Below are 15,093 nucleotides of genomic sequence, written 5' to 3' on the forward strand. Positions count from 1 at the left end.
GCCGATCGGCTCTCTGGGGGTGTCATGCGGAAGTCCCTGTGGTTCGCGCTGCCCGCGGCCGTCCTCGCGATGGCCGCGGTCGCCGCGCCGCTCGACGAGGACCCGGCCGTGGCGGCGGTGAAGCTCGACCCGGCGCTGAGCCTGGACCGCACGACCTACGAGCCGGGTGCGGTGGTCCGGGGCACGCTCACGCTCACGAACGACACCGGCCGGCAGGTCGACGGAATCCAGGTGACGTGCGCGTCGGCGGATCCCTCGGATCGCATGGCGCTCAACGGGATCCAGACCGACCAGCCGCTGCAGGGCGGTTTATCTGGAACGCTGCGGGCGCACCAGACCATCACGGCGGGGCTGACCGGGCGGGTCACCGAGGACAGCGTGCGGCGCGGCGGGCTCGAGGCGACGTGCGTGGTCACCGCCGGGCGGTTCACCACGCTCAGCGGTGCGGCCGCGGACGTGATCGGACCGGTCGTGCCGGTGACCGGGCACGTCGTCGAGGACGGCAAGCCGGTCGCGGGCGTCACCGTCGTCGCGGCGAGCCAGAGTCTCGCCACGCTCGACCGGACGTGGACCGCGGTCAGCGGCCCGGACGGCCGCTACCGGCTGTCCGGGCTGCGCGCGGGCTACTACCTGCTGAAGGTTCCCGGCCGCGCCGTCGAGAACGAGTTCCTTTTTCTGGTCGCCGGCACGACGGCGGATCACGACGTCGTGCTCACCCGTGGCGAGTGAATGCCACGCCACGCTCCATAGTGGACAATTCCACGCGACGATTTCCCGTGTGGAGTTTTACGAAAAACCCACGAGCCGCCGTAGCGGTCACATGACGCTGAGTACCGGTCGATCACCCGTCCCCAGGATCACCCCGAAGAGTGGTGGCGCGAGCAATCCGCCAAGTAGGTGCAGGAACGGCCTAGCGCAGAGTGAGAGAACCCGGCCAAAACCACAGCGTTACATCACTCTTTAGTGGTGAAATTGCGGAAAACGTGGTCACTGACTCGGCTGATCGACGCGCTGCACAGTGGATCTTGCTTTGCAATTCCGGGCCCCCTTGATAGCGTCGCGTTCTCGCCGGTGATCGACAGTTGCGTCGGGTCACGCGTGGATTCGGGGATCCGCGGGCGGTTCCATTCTTGGTGTTCGAAAGGACAATTCATGCGTTCTGCCCTGCTGCGCGGACGGACCCTCGTGGTCGCCGCTCCAGCTCTCGCCCTGCTCGCCACCGCCGCCCCCTCGGCGGTCGCCGCCGACGCGCCCGCCGGGTCGGCCTACGGCGCGTCCGCGTCGGTCTCGCTGCTGGCGGGAGTGCTGGGGGACAAGGGAATCTCCGTGGAGACGGGCAAAATCGCGCCGTCGAACACGGACGGCCCCACGTCCGCGGAGGTCGTCAACGTGCCGCTGAAGGGTCTGGTCACGGCGAAGGCGATCAGCAGCTCCGCGAAGGAGACCGACGGCAAGGTCGCCTCCAAGGCCTCCATCGTCGACGCCGCGCTGCCCGTGCTCGCCCCGCTCGCGGGCGCCACGCCGAAGGCGCGCGTGATCAGCTCCGAGTGCACGTCGACGCCCGACGGCATCACCGCGTCGTCCGAGCTCGCGGGCCTGGACCTCGGCCGCATCGGCAAGCTGCCCGTGGGCACCGCGCCGAACCAGAAGATCGGCGTGCCCGGGGTGGTGCAGGTGATCGTGAACGAGCAGATCAAGCACGACGACGGCTCCCTCACCGTCAACGCGCTGCACGTGAAGCTCCTCGGCGGCAAGGCCACCGGCGCGCTGGGCAGCGGTGACGTCGTCCTCGCCTCCTCCACCTGCGCGAAGGTCGCCGCGACGCCGAGCACGCCCACGCAGCCCACCGCCCCGGCCAAGCCGCCGGCCCAGAGCCCCGGCCAGGTCACCGTGATCCCGGCCGGCGCGCCGGAAACCGGTGACGGCTCGCTCGCCACGGTGTTCGCTCAGTGAGTGGAGTGACCCGACGCCGGTACGGGCTCTTCGCCCTGCTGCTGGCCCTCGTCGCCACCTTCGCGCTGTCCGGCTGCGGCGCGGAATCGACGCCGGCCCAGCAGCCGGCGGCGCCCGCGAGCGCCGCGCCCGTGGTCGGGCTCGCCCGGTCGGTGCCGGTGTCGCTCGACGTGCCGAGCATCGACGCGCACTCCTCGCTCGTTCCGCTCGGCCTCAACGCCGACAAGACCGTCCAGGTCCCGCCCGTGACCGAACCACTGCAGGCGGGCTGGTACTCCAACAGCCCGACGCCGGGCCAGGTCGGCCCCGCCGTGGTACTCGGGCACATCGACGGCAACCACCAGAAGGGCATCTTCTGGCGGCTGCACGAGGTGAAGAAGGGCGACCAGGTCGTGATCGGCCGCCAGGACGGGTCGAAGGCCACCTTCACCGTCACGAAGGTCGACCAGATCGCGAAGAAGGAATTCCCCACCGAAGCGGTCTACGGCAACACCACCGACCCGCAGATCCGCCTCATCACGTGCGGCGGGGCGTTCGACGCCGCCGCGCACAGCTACCTCGACAACATCATCGTCTACGGCACGCTCAACACGTAGGCGTCCCCGGACCAGGGCCCTGTCGTCTCGCGCTCGGGCGAGACGACAGGGCCCTGCTGCATCTCATGCTGCCGCGGCCACCGTCGTCAGCAGGGCGGCGCCGGCCGGCGTCAGCTCCGCCGGCACCTGCTGCCCGACGAGCCCGAGCCGCGCCGGGCGCACGAGTCCCTGGTGGGCCAGGGCGTGGGCGGTGAACTGGTCGCAGCAGGGCAGGCCGTCGACGAACAGGTCCGGTTCGGCGCTGCAGGTCACCCGCGCGCGCCCGGCGGCGACGGCCCGCAACATCGCGATCCCGCGTGAAGTGGTTCCCATGGCTGCCTCCTGAAGTCGGTCTCTACTCCTACGTCGAAGCAGAGACGGCCGTTTCGACATCCCAGCCCCCTAACCTGGCGGGAGAAGCCGCAACGCGACCGGGAGCGCCCATGTTGATCGAAGACCTGCAAGCCGTCCTGCCGCCCGAGGTCCTCGTGCGCGACCCCGACGTGCTGCGCGGCTTCGCCCACGACGAGGCCGAGTGGGCTCCGTGGACGCTGCCCGAGGTCGTGGTCCGGCCGCGCTCGGCCGAGGACGTGCAGGCCGCGGTGAAGGTCTGCCTCAAGCACGGCACGCCCGTCGTCACGCGCGGCGCCGGCACCGGGCTGTCCGGCGGCGCCAACGCCGTGGCCGGCTGCGTCGTGCTCGTCACCGACCGCATGACAGCGATCCACGAGATCGACGCCGTCGAGCGCCTCGCCGTGGTCGGCCCCGGCGTGGTGAACGACGACCTGCGCGCCGCCTGCGCCGAACAGGGCCTCTGGTACCCGCCCGACCCGGCGAGTTCCCCGTGGTCGACGATCGGCGGCAACGTCGCCACCAACGCGGGCGGCGTGTGCTGCGTGAAGTACGGCGTGACCCGCGACTACGTGCTCGGCTTGCAGGTCGTCACGGGCACGGGTGAGCTCGTGCGGCTCGGGCGGCGCACCGCGAAGGGCGTGGCGGGCTACGACCTCGCCGGCCTGATGGTCGGCTCCGAGGGCACGCTCGGCGTGATCACCGAGATCACCGTGCGCCTGCGGGCCCAGCGCGCGCCCGAGAGCACCGTGGCCGGCTACTTCGACTCCACCGTCGCCGCGGGCGAGGCGGCCGCCGCGATCCGCGCGGCCGGCGTGGTGCCCTCGGCGCTGGAGCTGGTCGACCGCCACTGCCTCGTCGCCGTGGACGAGTGGAAGAACATGGGGCTCTCGGCCGACGCGGAGGTGGTGCTGCTGGGCCGCAGCGACGCGCCGGGCGCGGCGGGGGAGCACGAGGCCGCCGTGATGCTCGAGTGCTTCGAGAAGGCGGGCGCCACCTGGGCGGCGCAGTCGTCGGACCAGGCGGAGGCCGACGCGTTGTTCGCCGCCCGGCGGCTGGCGTACCCCGCGCTGGAGCGGCTCGGCCCGCTGCTGACCGAGGACGTCTGCGTGCCCACCCACCTCGTGCCCGAGATGCTCGCGCGCATCGACCTCGCGGCGAAGCGGCACAACACGCTCATCGCCAACGTCGCGCACATCGGCGACGGCAACCTCCACCCGTTGCTCAGCACGCCGGCCGGCGACGAGGACGCGCGGCGGCGCGCGCAGGCCGCCTTCGACGACATTGTGGCCGACGCGCTGGCCCTCGGCGGCACCGTCACCGGCGAGCACGGCGTGGGCCTGCTCAAGCGGCCGGGGCTGGAAAACGAGCTCGGACCGGCGGTTCTGCAGATGCACCAGGCCGTGAAAAACGCGCTGGACCCGCACGGAATCCTCAATCCCGGGAAGGTTTTTGCTATTCACTCAGTCGAGTGAAAGTAAAGAGTCCGCAAAGGACAGTGATCGACCTGTGACGGTTCTCTCGTAACCGATTCACGAAGTTGGTTGCCACAGGCAAGCAACTTGCTTAGCCTAGCTAAGGGAACGAGAGAAAGGTTTCACTGTGGCCGAGCGCAGAACGTATTCACTCGCGGAACTGGGCCCGCGATACAAGTGGATCGCGCTGTCCAACACGACGCTGGGCATGCTGATCGCGACGATCAACTCGTCGATCGTGCTCATCGCGCTGCCCGACATCTTCAAGGGCATCGGGATCAACCCGCTGGAGCCGGCCAACACCAGCTACCTGCTGTGGATGATCATGGGCTTCCTGGTGGTCACCGCCGTACTGGTGGTGAGCTTCGGGCGGCTGGGGGACATGTACGGCCGGGCCAGGATGTACAACCTCGGCTTCGCGGTGTTCACCGTGTCGTCGATCTTCCTGGCCATCACCTGGTTCGACGGTGACGCGGCGGCACTCTGGCTGATCGGCTGGCGCATCGTGCAGGGCATCGGCGGCGCGTTCCTGATGGCCAACTCGTCGGCCATCCTCACCGACGCGTTCCCGGCCAACCAGCGCGGTCTCGCGCTGGGCATGAACGGTGTCGCGGCGATCGCTGGTTCGTTCCTCGGCCTGGTCGTCGGCGGTGTGCTCGCGCCCGTCGACTGGAACCTGATCTTCCTGGTGTCGGTGCCCTTCGGCGTGGTCGGCACGATCTGGGCGTACGTGAAGCTGCACGACACCGGGGTGCGCAAGCACGCGAAGATGGACTGGTGGGGCAACATCACCTTCGCTGTCGGCCTCATCGCGGTGCTGGTGGGCATCACCTACGGCATCCAGCCCTACGGCTCGTCGCCGACCGGCTGGGGCAGCCCGATGGTGCTCTCGTGCCTCATCGGCGGCGTCGCGGTGCTGATCGCGTTCGTGGTCATCGAGACCAAGGTGGCCAACCCGCTGTTCCGGCTGTCGCTGTTCCGGATCCGCTCGTTCAGCTGGGGCAACCTGGCCAACCTCACCGCTTCGCTCGGCCGTGGTGGGCTGCAGTTCATCCTGATCATCTGGCTGCAGGGCATCTGGCTGCCGCAGCACGGCTACACCTTCGAGCAGACACCGCTGTGGGCCGGCATCTACATGCTGCCCATGACCGTCGGCTTCCTGGTGTCCGCGCCGACGGCCGGCATCCTGTCCGACCGCATCGGCAGCCGGCTGCTCGCGTCGAGCGGCCTGCTGATCACCGCGATCACCTTCCTGCTGCTGATCCTGCTGCCGGTGAACTTCAACTACTGGGCGTTCGCGGCGATCCTGCTCGTCAACGGCATCGGCATGGGCATGTTCTCCTCGCCCAACCGCGCCGAGGTGATGAACAGCCTGCCGGCCGACGCCCGCGGCTCCGGCGCGGGCATGATGACCACGTTCCAGAACGCGGCCATGGTGCTCTCGATCGGCTTCTTCTTCAGCCTGATCATCGCCGGCCTGTCGGACAACCTCCCGAACGCGATGTTCCAGGGCCTCACCGCCCACGGCGTGGCGGCCGGGCCGGCCAACCAGGTGGCGCACCTGCCCGCGGTGGCCGTGCTCTTCGCGGCGTTCCTCGGCTACAACCCGATCCAGCAGCTGCTGGGCGGCCAGCTGGGTAGCCTGCCGCCGGACCAGGCCTCGTTCCTGACCGGGCGCAGCTTCTTCCCGAACCTGATCTCGGGTCCGTTCCAGGACGGTCTCGCCGTGGCGTTCGGCTTCGCCATCGTGGTCTGCCTGATCGGCGCGGTCGCATCGCTGCTCACGAAGGACAAGGGCAAGGCTTCGGAATCGGTGGGTGAGGAGCTGGCCGCGGTCGCCGGGGAGTCCGGCGGCGGGCCGAGTGAGCTGGTGGCTCCGACCAGCGAACGCTGACCATTTCGGGTGCACGGGCCGTCCCGGGATTCGTTCCCGGGGCGGCCCTTTTCACGCGGGGACGGGTTCTTTCGCCGGGGTCGGCTCGGCGCGCTTCGCCGTGACCCGCCGGCCGAGCTCGATCATCGGCACCTCCACCCAGCGGTAGAGGAGATCGGCCATCAGCAGCGCGATGGCCGTGACACCGACCGCCGTGAGCGTGCGCGGGTGCGCCAGCTGCGGCACGAGCCCCGCGAGCGTCCAGCCGGCGATGGACTGGATGAGGTAGAGCGAGTACGACCGCTCCCCGACGAACCGCAGCGGTTTCACCGACAGCACCCGGCTCAGCGGCCCACCGGCCACGAGCGAGGGCAGCAGCAGCGCCACGAGCACCGCGTACGTCGTGCCGACGGCGACACCGCCGTCGTCGTGGAGGGCGACGGTGAGGTCGGTGAAGAACACCTGCACCACCACGATCACCGCGGCGACGGCGAAGCCCGCCGCCGGGTGCGTGAAGGGCCTGAGGACCGCGAACCCCTTGCGGTGGTGGAGAACGACGGCCATCGTGCAGCCGATCACGATCGACGCGTACGCACCGGAGTACGGCAGCACGGGCACCAGCGCGACGAGTGCCACGGCCAACCCTGCCGCGAGCCCGAATCTCCGTGCGAAGCCCAGCCCGGCGACGCCGAACGCCAGCAGCGGCCACACCAGGTAGAACTTCTGCTCGACGCCGAGCGTCCACGCCACCCCGAAAACCCCCACGACGTGGAACTCGTTGAGGAACGTCGCGAACCAGGGGAGCGCTCCCAACAGGCCGCTGGAGCGCAGCTCGCCCCGGGCCGCCGTGACCACGACGAAGATCCCGAGCACCACGTAGTACACCGGCAGGATCCGGAACGCCCGCCGCAGGTAGAAGTTCTTGAGCGACACGCGGCCGGTGCGGTCCTCCTCGCGCAACGCCAGAGTCGTGATCAGGAACCCGGAGAGCACGAAGAACACGTGCACCCCGATCCACCCGTTCGCGCGCACCCACGCGCTGCCCCCGAAGTGGAACACCACCACCAGCACCGCGGCGATCGCCCGCACCCCGTCGAGCGCCGGGAACCGCCTGGTGGCGAGGTAGGTTTCGTGGGTCATCAGCATGAGTTCCCCCGGTCCGCCGCCCGACTGCTCGCGTACTGTAAACGGACTTGAGTGATATTCACTCTTTGGGGTGACTCGTGCAGGTCAGAGGTGGGTTCTAGGCCGCCCCCGACCGGGGGTTCACCGGCCGAACCACGCCGTCGCGATCTTCACCGGGTGCTTGGGCGCGCCGTCCAGCGGCCCGTTCGGGTCGGTCGGCACGATGCCGTCCTTCACCATGCGGTCGATGGCGTCCATGCCGCGCACGACCTTGCCCAGCACGGAGTACTGGGCGGGGATGTGGGCGAAGGAATGGACGATGAAGAACTCGCTCCCGTTCGTCCCCGGGCCCTGGTTGCCCATCGCGATCGTCCCGCGCTCGTAAGTCTCGGTGCCCGACACCTCGTCCGGGAACTTGTAGCCCGGGCCGCCCTTTTCGACTTCGTAGAGGTCGCCGCACTGGAGCACGCCGAGGCGCTCGGAGTCGGACAGGCGCCAGCACTGCGAGCGGTCGTAGAAGTGCTGCAGGGCCAGCGACACCATGTTCGCCACGGCGCAGGGTGCGGCGCCCGCGCGGTCCAAGCGCACGGTGACCGGTCCGTAGTTGAAGTGGAACGTCACGTCGACCGTCCCGCGGGTCAGCGCGAACGGCAGGGGCCGGAGCACCGGACGGGCCGCCGGGTTGTCGGGCGTCGGCGTGAAGGTGCAGCGGACAACCGGAGCGGCGGCGGACTCAGCAGCTGCGGACTCAACAGCAGCGGACGCAGCAGTGGCCGGCACGGCGAACAACGCCACAGAGGCCCCGAACGACAAGGCCACGACCGAAAGAACAAGAGCGACCCAGCGTGACGTCATAGCCCCGCAAGGTAGCGAACGTGAACCTACTTGCGCCAGGCCGTGCGGCGCTTGCGGAAGTCGAGCACGAGCAACAGGGCGAGGAACGCGGCGAGGCCGATGAGCCACACGTTCTCGGTGTTGTTCTCGTGGTTGCCCTTGAGCATGAGCAGCAGGATGACGACGCTGACCCAGCCGGCGATGCGCGTGGCCTTCGGGAACGAGCCGTGCCAGCCCCACTCGGCCGACGGCTCGTCGCGCGGGTCCACCGCGGGGCGCTTCTCGATCGCCTTGCCTGCCACGATCACTCCTCCTGACCCGCTCAACCTCGTACGCCGCAATGATCCCACACCCCCGAGTGCTCCGCGGAGACGGGCCGCGGCTCGGCGGGCGATAATGGCGTGCGATGACTACCTCGCGAAGCGTCCTCGTGCTCGGCTCGACCGGGTCCGTCGGAGCCCAGGCCCTCGACGTCACCGCCCGCAACCCCCACCTGTTCACCGTTGCGGGCATCGCCGCCGGTGGCTCCGACCCGCAGGCGCTCGCCGCGCAGGCCCTGGCCCACGGTGTGGAGGCCGTGGCCGTGAGCCGCCCGACGGTGGTCGAAGACCTGCAGCTGGCGCTGTACGCGGAGGCACAGCGGCGCGGCTACTCGAAGGGCGAGTTCCGCATCCCGCGCATCTTCGCCGGCGCCGACGCCGTGACGGAGCTCATCGACGCCGTGAACGTCGACGTCGTGCTCAACGCCTTGCCCGGGTCGCAGGGCCTCCAGCCCACGCTCAAGGCCCTGGCCACCGGCTCGACGCTCGCGCTGGCCAACAAGGAGTCCCTCATCGCGGGCGGGCCGCTCGTGCTCGCGGCCGCGAAGCCGGGGCAGATCGTGCCGGTGGACTCCGAGCACTCGGCCATCGCGCAGGCCCTGCGCTCCGGCCGGGACGACGAGGTCGCGCGCCTGGTGCTCACGGCGTCGGGCGGGCCGTTCCGCGGCAAGAAGCGCGAGGACCTCGCCGACGTGACGATCGAGCAGGCGATGGCGCACCCGACGTGGTCGATGGGCCCGGTCATCACGATCAACTCGGCCACGCTCATCAACAAGGGCCTGGAGCTGATCGAGGCCGCGCTGCTGTTCGGCATCGAGCCGGCGCGCATCGACGTGACCGTGCACCCGCAGTCGATCATTCACTCGATGGTGACGTTCGTCGACGGCTCGACGATCGCCCAGGCCAGCCCGCCCGACATGCGGCTGCCGATCGCGCTCGCGCTGCACTGGCCCGAGCGCGTGCCCGGCGCCGCCGCGGCGTGCACGTGGGACACGGCCGCGAGCTGGACGTTCGAACCCCTCGACAACGAGGCCTTCCCGGCGGTCGAGCTGGCGCGCCACGCGGGCACCGTGGGCGGCTGCCTGCCGGCGGTCTACAACGCGGCGAACGAGGAGGCTGTGGCCGCCTTCCTCGCGCAGAACACCGGTTTCACGTCGATTGTGGACACTGTTTCCCAGGTGGTCGAAGCCGCCGACGAATGGCGTCGCGAACCGCGCGACGTCGAGGACGTACTCGCCGCCGAGCGCTGGGCTCGAGGGCGCGCAGGATCGATGCTGGGTAAGGGGAAGTAGCGCGTGCTCGCCTACATCATCGGGGTGGTGCTGTTCGCCCTGGGCATCTGCATCTCCGTCGCGCTGCACGAGGCCGGCCACATGGTCACGGCCAAGATGTTCGGCATGAAGGTCCGCCGGTACTTCATCGGCTTCGGGCCCACGATCTTCTCATTCAAGCGCGGCGAGACCGAGTACGGCGCGAAGTGGATCCCGCTCGGCGGGTTCTGCGACATCGCCGGCATGACGGCGCTCGACGAGGTGACCCCGGACGAGGCGCCGCGCGCGATGTGGCGGTTCAAGACGTGGAAGCGCACCGTCGTGATGTCGGCGGGCTCGATCACGCACTTCATCCTCGGCTTCATCGTGCTGTACCTGATGTCGGTCACGATGGGCCTGCCGAACATCGCGGCCGCGTCGGAGCCGGTGCAGCCGGTCATCCAGAGCACCTCCTGCGCCCGCGCGGCCACCACCACGCAGCAGCTGAGCGACACCTCGTGCCCGCCCGGCGCGCCGACTCCGGCCGCGACGGCCGGGATCAAGGCGGGCGACAAGATCGTCTCCGTGGCGGGCAAACCCACCGCGAGCTGGACCGACGTTTTGCAGGTCGTGCAGGCCGCGAAGGGCCCCACGCCGATCTCCGTGCAGCGCGGCGGCCAGACCCTGAACCTGGTGGTGGACATCCCGAGCGTGCAGCGGCTGGGCGCCGACGGGAAGGTCCACGAGGTCGGCATGATGGGCGCCTCCACCGTGATCCCGCCGCTGTACCTGCACTACAACGGCATCACCGGCATCGGCGCCACGTTCTCCTTCACCGGCGACATGTTCGCCCAGACCGCGCAGCGCCTGGTGGAGTTCCCCGAGCGCATCCCCGCCGTGGTCAGCGCGATCTTCGGCGGCGAGCGCGACCCGAACACCCCGGTCAGCGTCGTCGGCGCGAGCCGGATCGGCGGCGAGGCCGTGGAGCAGGGCCTGTGGCAGATCTTCTTCTTCCTGCTGGCCAGCCTGAACTTCTTCATCGGCGTGTTCAACCTGCTGCCGCTGCTGCCGCTGGACGGCGGGCACATCGCCGTCGTCTGGTACGAGAAGGTGCGCGACTGGCTGCGCGGCCTGCGTGGCAAGGCGGCGGGCGGACCGGTCGACTACACCAAGCTTTCGGCCGTCACCATGGTGCTGGTCGTGATCGGCGGCGGAATCACTCTACTGACGGTCACAGCGGACATCGTGAACCCGATTCGCTTGCAGTAACCGGTCCCACCGGTCGGGTCACTACCCGGCCGGTGGGCCCCCGACCGGGGGTAACGCTGCTCACCGTGACGGTTGACTTCGTTGAAGCAGGGCCGGATGGAGTAGGTAGGCTGGGGACGTGACCGTCGCGCTAGGTATGCCTGCACTGCCGCCCCCCGTCCTCGCCGAGCGCCGCAAAACCCGCCAGCTCCACGTGGGTTCCGTCGGTGTCGGCAGCGACTTCCCCATCTCCGTCCAGTCGATGACGACGACGCTGACCTCCGACGTCAACGCCACCCTCCAGCAGATCGCCGAGCTCACCGCCGCCGGCTGCGACATCGTCCGTGTCGCGTGCCCGTCCGCCGACGACGCCGAAGCGCTGCCCGCGATCGCGAAGAAGTCGCAGATCCCGGTGATCGCCGACATCCACTTCCAGCCCAAGTACGTGTTCGCCGCCATCGAGGCCGGCTGCGCCGCCGTGCGCGTGAACCCGGGCAACATCCGCAAGTTCGACGACCAGGTCAAGGAGATCGCGCAGGCCGCGAAGGACCACGGCACGCCGATCCGGATCGGCGTCAACGCCGGTTCGCTCGACAAGCGCCTGCTCGAGAAGTACGGCAAGGCCACGCCCGAGGCGCTGGCCGAGTCGGCGATGTGGGAGGCCTCGCTCTTCGCCGAGCACGACTTCCACGACATCAAGATCTCGGTCAAGCACAACGACCCGGTGGTCATGGTCCGCGCGTACGAGCTGCTCGCCGAGCAGTGCGACTACCCGCTGCACCTCGGCGTCACCGAGGCCGGGCCCGCGTTCCAGGGCACGATCAAGTCGGCCGTCGCGTTCGGCGCGCTGCTGCGCCAGGGCATCGGCGACACCATCCGCGTGTCGCTCTCGGCCCCGCCGGTCGAAGAGGTCAAGGTCGGCGCGCAGATCCTGCAGTCGCTGAACCTGCGGCCGCGCAAGCTGGAGATCGTGTCGTGCCCGTCGTGCGGGCGCGCGCAGGTGGACGTCTACACGCTCGCCGACCAGGTCACGGCCGGTCTGGAGGGCATGGAGATCCCGCTGCGCGTCGCGGTCATGGGCTGCGTCGTCAACGGCCCCGGCGAGGCCCGCGAGGCCGACCTGGGTGTCGCGTCCGGCAACGGCAAGGGCCAGATCTTCGTGAAGGGCGAGGTCATCAAGACCGTGCCCGAGCACGCGATCGTGGAGACCCTGATCGAAGAGGCCATGCGCATCGCCGAGGAAGCCGGCGAGAGCATCGGCGAGGGTTCGCCGAACGTCACGGTCGGCTGAGTTTTTCTCGGACCGGCCCCGCGCCTTCGGGTGCGGGGCCGGTTTTTTCAGCCCTGCAGGTGGTGCTGGGCGGCGTCCTTGATCTGCATGCGCACGTTCTCCAGCGCCGCGGCGACCTCGTCGATCTGCTGGCTGGCCAGCTGGATCGCGCCCTGGATGGACGTGGCGGTGGACGTCTCGCCGAGCAGCCCGAGCACCTGCGACTGCAGGTCCTCCAGCTCGCCCTTCGTCGCGAGGGCGATGCCGCTGGGCACCGAGTCGGCCAGCAGTTCGAGTTGCTGGGCCTGCTCCTGGATGGTCACTGCCGCGTCCCTTCTCCGGTGGCCCCCGCTGTCCGTGGTAGCAGAAACCGGCGCCTTCCGGCCTACGCTGGTCAGGTGAGTCACAGCTGGGCCACCCGCTTGCCGCACCCGGTGCTGCGGCCGCTGGTCACGCGCTACATCGGCTACGCCCAGGACGACGTCACGTTGTCGGTCCACCGCGGCCTGCCGTCGCGGCACGTGACGCTGATCATCAGCCTGGAGCAGCCGATCCGCTTCGCCGGCCTGCCCGGCTCGGGCACGCTGCAGGCGCTGGTCGGCGGCCTTCACACCTCGCCGGCGCTCATCACGCAGGGCCGGGTGCAGCGCGGCCTGCACATCGAACTGGATCCGCTGGGCGTGCGTTCCCTGCTCGGCGTGACGGCCGCGGAGCTGAGCGGGCGGGTCGTGGACCTGGCCGAGTTCGGCCGGCCGTGGGCTTCGTTGCCTTCGCGCCTCTTCGAAGCTGCGGACTGGCCCACGCGATTCGCCGTGCTGGACGAGGTGCTGGCTGCTTCGGCTGCTTCGGCGCCCCCTCCGGCTCCCGAGCTGGGCGAGGCTTGGCGGCTCCTGCGGGCGCGTTCGGGCGGCGTACGGGTGACGGACCTCGCCTCGTCGGTCGGCTGGAGCCGCCGGCACTTCGGCGAACGCTTCCGCGCGGAGGTCGGCCTGGCCCCCAAGCAGGTGGCGCGCGTGCTGCGCTTCGAACGCGCCGGCCGCCTCCTGCGCGCCGGCGCCTCGGACCTGGCCACGGTGGCCGTCGACGCCGGCTACTACGACCAGGCGCACCTGTCGAACGAATGGCGCGCTCTCGCGGGATGCTCACCGCGGACGTGGATCGCCGAAGAGCTCCCGTTCCTCCAAGACGACTCGGTGCCCGCGGAACCAGACTCGACGGCATGACACCTCAACCGACAGTCTGGCCCGCCCTCCGCTACGACGACGCCCCCGCGGCCGTGCGCTTCCTCGTCGACGTCCTGGGCTTCGAGGAGACGCTGGTGGTCCCCGGTGGCGCCGAGCGCGCCATCGCCCACGCCGAGCTCCGCTGGCCCGAAGGCGGCGGCGTGATGCTCGGCAGCTGCGATGGCCCCGCCGACAACGTCCACGACGCCATGAAACCGGGCACCGGCGCGATCTACGTCGTCTCCGACCACGTGGACGCCATCCACACCCGCGTGGCCGCCTCCGGCGCCGACATCACCCTCGCCCCCCACGACACCGACTACGGCTCGCACACCTTCAGCGTGCGCGACCCGGAGGGCAACAGCTGGACGATCGGCACCTACCGGGGCGCGTGACTACTGGACCGGTCGTTCGAACGTCACCAACAGTCCGTCCACCCCTCCAGGTCCCACCCGGCCCTTCACGTCAGCCGAGGTGATGGTCTTCAGTTGCCATCCGTCGCGGGCCTCGTCGTTGAGGAGGCGTTCCAGCTTGTCGCCGGACATTTTGCCGCCCAGCATCTTCTCGCGGAGTTCGACGACCTTGTACGTGTAGCGCTGCATACGTCCGATTGTGCCGTTCATCTGAGCGTGTCGGTGGGCTTGCGTTCCGTTCATCCGCGTCATCTGGCACTCTGGACACTGTGTTGCGGCTTGCAGGTGCACGGCTGCTCGACGATCGGGACTATCCGGCAGTGCGCGCCGCACTGGCCGCCGACCCGGTGAGCAGCTGCATGGTCAGCGCCAGGGTCGAGGCCGCGGGCCTCGACCCGTGGCGGCTTGGTGGCGAGCTCTGGGCTTCCGACGGCCGCCCGGGGCGGTCCACGCGGTTCCAGGGGTTGTGTTTTGCCGGCCCGAACCTGATTCCGTTGCGCGGCAACGCGTCGGCGTTGCGGTCGTTCGCGGACCGGGCGTTGCGCCGGCAGCGCACGTGCTCGTCGCTCGTCGGGCCGGCCGAGCAGGTGCTGGGGCTGTGGGACGAGCTGTCGAGCGAGTGGGGGCCCGCCCGCGAAGTGCGGGGTGACCAGCCGCTGATGGCGCTCGACGGCAGCCCGCACGTGAAAGCCGACCCGCACGTGCGCGCGGTGCGGCCCGACGAGCTGGACCGCTACCTGCCCGCGGCCGTCGCGATGTTCATCGAGGAAGTGGGCGTCGACCCGCGCAGCGGCGACGGCGGCGCCAGCTACCGCGCCCGCGTGAGCGAGTTGATCGCCACCGGACGGGCGTTCGCCCGGTTCGAAGACGGCGAGGTCGTGTTCAAGGCCGAGATCGGCGCGATGTCGGCCGGCGTCGGCCAGATCCAGGGCGTGTGGGTGCACCCGGAGCGCCGCAGCGCGGGCCTGGGCACCGCGGGCACGGCCGCGGTCGTCAACCGGCTCGTCCACGGCCTCGGCCGCACCGCGAGCCTCTACGTCAACGCGTTCAACAGCCCCGCCCTCGCCGCGTACCGCCGGATCGGGTTCCAGCAGGTCGGCCAGTACGCGACCGTCCTGTTCTGAACCCGATTCGCCCTTCCGGGTCGGCGTTTCGGCCCGGAACGCGCCCGCCGGGCTGGTTC

General features: G+C 70.0%; 17 protein-coding genes. 11 read left to right on the forward strand and 6 right to left on the reverse strand.

Features of this window, described 5'->3' with window-relative positions:
* Nucleotides 1–24: 24 nt before the first annotated feature.
* The 3 genes from ACQPXB_RS11120 to ACQPXB_RS11130 all read left to right on the forward strand — a co-directional run bounded on the left by ACQPXB_RS11120 (nucleotide 25) and on the right by ACQPXB_RS11130 (nucleotide 2,549).
* Nucleotides 25–729 (forward strand): carboxypeptidase-like regulatory domain-containing protein, encoded by a 705-nt coding sequence (locus tag ACQPXB_RS11120; protein WP_432851285.1) that lies wholly within the window; start codon nucleotides 25–27, stop codon nucleotides 727–729.
* A gap of 423 nt (nucleotides 730–1,152) precedes the next feature.
* Nucleotides 1,153–1,953: a choice-of-anchor P family protein gene (locus ACQPXB_RS11125; protein WP_432851287.1), complete on the forward strand. Its 801-nt coding sequence runs from the start codon at nucleotides 1,153–1,155 to the stop codon at nucleotides 1,951–1,953.
* A gap of 5 nt (nucleotides 1,954–1,958) precedes the next feature.
* Nucleotides 1,959–2,549 carry a class F sortase gene (locus ACQPXB_RS11130; protein ID WP_366580971.1) on the forward strand — a complete coding sequence of 197 codons (591 nt, stop codon included), beginning with the start codon at nucleotides 1,959–1,961 and terminating at the stop codon, nucleotides 2,547–2,549.
* A 63-nt stretch (nucleotides 2,550–2,612) separates the two neighbouring features.
* Here the strand turns inward: ACQPXB_RS11130 and ACQPXB_RS11135 are convergent, their stop codons facing one another.
* Nucleotides 2,613–2,861 (reverse strand): hypothetical protein, encoded by a 249-nt coding sequence (locus ACQPXB_RS11135; RefSeq protein WP_366580973.1) that lies wholly within the window; start codon nucleotides 2,859–2,861, stop codon nucleotides 2,613–2,615.
* A 110-nt stretch (nucleotides 2,862–2,971) separates the two neighbouring features.
* On the opposite strand from ACQPXB_RS11135, the gene ACQPXB_RS11140 reads away from it, so the two are divergent.
* Both ACQPXB_RS11140 and ACQPXB_RS11145 read left to right on the forward strand, forming a co-directional pair.
* Nucleotides 2,972–4,354: an FAD-binding oxidoreductase gene (locus tag ACQPXB_RS11140; protein WP_386948089.1), complete on the forward strand. Its 1,383-nt coding sequence runs from the start codon at nucleotides 2,972–2,974 to the stop codon at nucleotides 4,352–4,354.
* Between the two features lie 127 nt (nucleotides 4,355–4,481).
* Nucleotides 4,482–6,248, forward strand: a complete 1,767-nt coding sequence (locus tag ACQPXB_RS11145; RefSeq protein ID WP_366580977.1) for an MFS transporter — start codon at nucleotides 4,482–4,484, stop codon at nucleotides 6,246–6,248.
* A gap of 51 nt (nucleotides 6,249–6,299) precedes the next feature.
* On the opposite strand, the gene ACQPXB_RS11150 is transcribed toward ACQPXB_RS11145, so the two are convergent.
* The 3 genes from ACQPXB_RS11150 to ACQPXB_RS11160 all read right to left on the reverse strand — a co-directional run bounded on the left by ACQPXB_RS11150 (nucleotide 6,300) and on the right by ACQPXB_RS11160 (nucleotide 8,488).
* Nucleotides 6,300–7,367 carry an acyltransferase family protein gene (locus ACQPXB_RS11150; RefSeq protein WP_432851290.1) on the reverse strand — a complete coding sequence of 356 codons (1,068 nt, stop codon included), beginning with the start codon at nucleotides 7,365–7,367 and terminating at the stop codon, nucleotides 6,300–6,302.
* Between the two features lie 126 nt (nucleotides 7,368–7,493).
* Nucleotides 7,494–8,207: a peptidylprolyl isomerase gene (locus ACQPXB_RS11155; protein ID WP_432851292.1), complete on the reverse strand. Its 714-nt coding sequence runs from the start codon at nucleotides 8,205–8,207 to the stop codon at nucleotides 7,494–7,496.
* 26 nt (nucleotides 8,208–8,233) lie between these two features.
* On the reverse strand, nucleotides 8,234–8,488 hold the full coding sequence (locus tag ACQPXB_RS11160) for a DUF2631 domain-containing protein (protein WP_366580983.1): 255 nt from the start codon (nucleotides 8,486–8,488) through the stop codon (nucleotides 8,234–8,236).
* Nucleotides 8,489–8,592: 104 nt separating this feature from the next.
* Here ACQPXB_RS11160 and dxr point away from each other — a divergent pair, with 104 nt between their 5' ends.
* The 3 genes from dxr to ispG all read left to right on the forward strand — a co-directional run bounded on the left by dxr (nucleotide 8,593) and on the right by ispG (nucleotide 12,295).
* Nucleotides 8,593–9,798, forward strand: coding sequence for a 1-deoxy-D-xylulose-5-phosphate reductoisomerase (dxr, locus tag ACQPXB_RS11165; protein WP_386948083.1), 1,206 nt, complete (start codon nucleotides 8,593–8,595; stop codon nucleotides 9,796–9,798).
* Nucleotides 9,799–9,801: 3 nt separating this feature from the next.
* Nucleotides 9,802–11,025, forward strand: coding sequence for a M50 family metallopeptidase (locus tag ACQPXB_RS11170; protein WP_366580987.1), 1,224 nt, complete (start codon nucleotides 9,802–9,804; stop codon nucleotides 11,023–11,025).
* Nucleotides 11,026–11,143: 118 nt separating this feature from the next.
* The gene (ispG, locus tag ACQPXB_RS11175; protein WP_432851295.1) at nucleotides 11,144–12,295 is read left to right on the forward strand and encodes a flavodoxin-dependent (E)-4-hydroxy-3-methylbut-2-enyl-diphosphate synthase; all 1,152 of its coding nucleotides are present in this window, start codon (nucleotides 11,144–11,146) and stop codon (nucleotides 12,293–12,295) included.
* Between the two features lie 47 nt (nucleotides 12,296–12,342).
* On the opposite strand, the gene ACQPXB_RS11180 is transcribed toward ispG, so the two are convergent.
* Nucleotides 12,343–12,597, reverse strand: a complete 255-nt coding sequence (locus tag ACQPXB_RS11180; protein WP_432851297.1) for a hypothetical protein — start codon at nucleotides 12,595–12,597, stop codon at nucleotides 12,343–12,345.
* 75 nt (nucleotides 12,598–12,672) lie between these two features.
* On the opposite strand from ACQPXB_RS11180, the gene ACQPXB_RS11185 reads away from it, so the two are divergent.
* Both ACQPXB_RS11185 and ACQPXB_RS11190 read left to right on the forward strand, forming a co-directional pair.
* Nucleotides 12,673–13,497 carry a helix-turn-helix domain-containing protein gene (locus ACQPXB_RS11185; RefSeq protein ID WP_432851299.1) on the forward strand — a complete coding sequence of 275 codons (825 nt, stop codon included), beginning with the start codon at nucleotides 12,673–12,675 and terminating at the stop codon, nucleotides 13,495–13,497.
* Nucleotides 13,494–13,892, forward strand: coding sequence for a VOC family protein (locus ACQPXB_RS11190; protein ID WP_432851301.1), 399 nt, complete (start codon nucleotides 13,494–13,496; stop codon nucleotides 13,890–13,892). The genes ACQPXB_RS11185 and ACQPXB_RS11190 overlap by 4 nt, the downstream gene beginning before the upstream one ends.
* Here the strand turns inward: ACQPXB_RS11190 and ACQPXB_RS11195 are convergent, their stop codons facing one another.
* A complete protein-coding gene (locus ACQPXB_RS11195) occupies nucleotides 13,893–14,099 on the reverse strand; it encodes a DUF4177 domain-containing protein (protein WP_432851303.1) in 207 nt (68 codons plus the stop codon).
* An 80-nt stretch (nucleotides 14,100–14,179) separates the two neighbouring features.
* Here ACQPXB_RS11195 and ACQPXB_RS11200 point away from each other — a divergent pair, with 80 nt between their 5' ends.
* A complete protein-coding gene (locus tag ACQPXB_RS11200; RefSeq protein ID WP_366580999.1) occupies nucleotides 14,180–15,034 on the forward strand; it encodes a GNAT family N-acetyltransferase in 855 nt (284 codons plus the stop codon).
* Nucleotides 15,035–15,093 lie beyond the last annotated feature (59 nt).

The sequence above is a fragment of the Amycolatopsis sp. CA-161197 genome, assembly GCF_050942255.1.
In the GTDB taxonomy this organism is placed as follows: domain Bacteria; phylum Actinomycetota; class Actinomycetes; order Mycobacteriales; family Pseudonocardiaceae; genus Amycolatopsis.

Excerpts from the sequence above, each read along its gene's own strand:
- ACQPXB_RS11120 (WP_432851285.1), top strand. The coding sequence starts at position 25 with ATGCGGAAGTCCCTGTGGTTCGCGCTGCCCGCGGCCGTCCTCGCGATG.
- ACQPXB_RS11125 (WP_432851287.1), top strand. The coding sequence starts at position 1,153 with ATGCGTTCTGCCCTGCTGCGCGGACGGACCCTCGTGGTCGCCGCTCCA.
- ACQPXB_RS11135 (WP_366580973.1), bottom strand. The coding sequence starts at position 2,861 with ATGGGAACCACTTCACGCGGGATCGCGATGTTGCGGGCCGTCGCCGCC.
- ACQPXB_RS11140 (WP_386948089.1), top strand. The coding sequence starts at position 2,972 with ATGTTGATCGAAGACCTGCAAGCCGTCCTGCCGCCCGAGGTCCTCGTG.
- ACQPXB_RS11150 (WP_432851290.1), bottom strand. The coding sequence starts at position 7,367 with ATGACCCACGAAACCTACCTCGCCACCAGGCGGTTCCCGGCGCTCGAC.
- ACQPXB_RS11155 (WP_432851292.1), bottom strand. The coding sequence starts at position 8,207 with ATGACGTCACGCTGGGTCGCTCTTGTTCTTTCGGTCGTGGCCTTGTCG.
- dxr (WP_386948083.1), top strand. The coding sequence starts at position 8,593 with ATGACTACCTCGCGAAGCGTCCTCGTGCTCGGCTCGACCGGGTCCGTC.
- ACQPXB_RS11190 (WP_432851301.1), top strand. The coding sequence starts at position 13,494 with ATGACACCTCAACCGACAGTCTGGCCCGCCCTCCGCTACGACGACGCC.
- ACQPXB_RS11195 (WP_432851303.1), bottom strand. The coding sequence starts at position 14,099 with ATGCAGCGCTACACGTACAAGGTCGTCGAACTCCGCGAGAAGATGCTG.